The sequence below is a fragment of the Neobacillus drentensis genome, assembly GCF_036966985.1.
Classification (GTDB): Bacteria; Bacillota; Bacilli; order Bacillales; family Cytobacillaceae; genus Neobacillus; species Neobacillus drentensis_E.
The window spans coordinates 1-2,165 of record NZ_JBALSN010000435.1 but is presented as its reverse complement, the minus strand read 5'-3'; the positions used below and the strand labels follow the sequence as shown (position 1 = coordinate 2,165).

Annotated in this window: 2 protein-coding genes and 1 other RNA gene; 2 read left to right on the top strand and 1 reads right to left on the bottom strand. The window is 39.1% G+C overall.

Going from position 1 to position 2,165, the window contains the following annotated elements; translation table 11 throughout:
• The coding region (locus tag V7659_RS24420) for a M24 family metallopeptidase (RefSeq protein ID WP_335542731.1) at nt 1-237 on the top strand (237 nt) is incomplete at its 5' end.
• Nucleotides 238-293: 56 nt separating this feature from the next.
• Nucleotides 294-490: non-coding RNA, 6S RNA (gene ssrS / locus V7659_RS24415), on the top strand.
• Nucleotides 491-833: 343 nt separating this feature from the next.
• Here ssrS and ald read toward each other — a convergent pair.
• Nucleotides 834-1,952: an alanine dehydrogenase gene (gene ald, locus V7659_RS24410; protein ID WP_335542730.1), complete on the bottom strand. Its 1,119-nt coding sequence runs from the start codon at nt 1,950-1,952 to the stop codon at nt 834-836.
• Between the last annotated feature and the right edge of the window lie 213 nt (nt 1,953-2,165).

Genomic DNA, 2,165 nt, shown 5'->3' with positions numbered 1-2,165 from the left:
TATGGAGACTATTTTCCACATAGACTCGGTCACGGACTCGGAATTAGCGTCCACGAGTACCCATCACTAACAGAAACAAACCAGCTCATTATTGAAGAAGGTATGATTTACACAATTGAGCCAGGTATTTATGTACCGAATGTGGCCGGTGTTCGGATTGAAGATGATGTATATATTACTTCAGACGGGGCAAAAGTTCTTACAAAATTCCCGAAAGAATTACAGATCATAAAATAATGTAATTTGTATTTTTTTTACATTGAAATTCAGAAAGAAATGAGATATTATACTTATACAAGCTGCGTTGTTCGTAGTCATAATAAAGTTTTAACCTTTAAGCTGTAAAAGGGAGTTTAACCATTGGAACTGGAATGACAAGCCTCTGTCTATAAGACTTGGAGGACATGCAGGAAGGGTTTCTGAGAACACCCACTTTGAGGAGTGGTGGTTTAAAACTTTCTTATATTAATACGGCAAATGCGGCTACATAGTATGTATTTTAAACCAGTTCCTTTTAGGAGCTGGTTTTTAATTTATAAAAGGCTAATGTTTCTATTTTCAATAGGATTCGAATTAGTAAAACCATTTTACGTAACCGATATTTCCTATTTTTATTAGTTTTTAACACATAGGATTTTGCTACGTTACCAATTATTCCTATTTCAACCGGTTTCGGGCACGTAGATCCTTTCTACGTTACCGATTACTCCTATTTCAATCGGTTTCGAGCACGTAGACCCTTGCTATGTTACCGGACGGTAATTAACCATCCAGTTCAAAAGAGCAAAGAAAAGAAGAGGAACATCCACATCCCTCCTCTTCGTACTTAATTATTATTTTTCCAGCAATGTTTTTGTATCTAAGAATTCAAGCCCGTGTGCTTCTCCGACTGCTTGATAGGTTACGTAGCCGCCAAGTGTGTTGATTCCTTTTAACAATGCTTCATTGCTGAGACAAGCTTGTTTGTAGCCTTTGTTGGCAATTTGCACGGCATATGGAACAGTTACATTTGTTAAGGCGATGGTAGAAGTCCTTGGGACCGCACCCGGCATGTTTGCAACAGCATAATGGACAACATCATGTTTCACATAGGTTGGATTGTCGTGCGTGGTAATCCGGTCAGTGGTTTCGAAAATCCCGCCCTGGTCAATCGCTATATCCACAACGACACTGCCTGGTTTCATCGATTGAATCATTTCTTCCGTTACAAGCTTTGGAGCTTTAGCCCCTGGAATTAGCACTGCGCCGATTACCAAATCGGAATCCTTCACAGCTTCAGCGATATTATAAGGATTGGACATAAGAGTCGTCACATCTGATCCAAAAATATCATCTAATTGTCGAAGACGATCTGGATTTAAATCAATAATGGTCACTTTGGCTCCCAAACCAATCGCCATTTTAGCTGCATTCGTTCCAGCCACACCTCCGCCGATAATAGTAACCGTTCCTCTTTGAACCCCCGGGACTCCAGAAAGTAGAATTCCCATTCCCCCATGAACTTTCTCAAGAAATTGGGCTCCAATTTGCGGTGCCATTCTGCCAGCCACCTCACTCATCGGCGTTAACAACGGTAAGCTTCTATTTGGTAACTGAACTGTCTCATAAGCGATGCCTATTACTTTATGATCAATTAATGCTTTAGTTAATTCTGGTTCAGGTGCAAGATGTAAATATGTAAATAAAATTAATCCTTCACGAAAGTATTTATATTCGCTTGGAAGCGGTTCTTTCACCTTCATCACCATTTCCATGGACCATGCTTCTTCTGCCGAATCTACTAATTTCGCACCTGCTGATTCATAATCCTCATTTAAAAAACCAGATCCAAGCCCAGCTCCATTTTCAATAAAAACATCATGACCAAATTTAACCAGGTTGACTACTCCAGCTGGTGTCATGGCTACACGGTTTTCATTATTTTTGATTTCTTTAGGTACTCCGATCCGCATGTGCTTACCTCCAAATAAATTCAAATTAGTAAAATTAACCAAGACAGTTTTATTATAACCTTTTTCCCAATTAAGATGTAACCTCGTAACAATAACTAAGGAACATTAGATTTCGACAAAAAATAAAGCAAAAGCCTTGCCAGATGGCAAAGCTTTTTTTCCATTAATACCAAGGATAATAAGGGTATGGGTATGGGTATGGGTATGGGTATG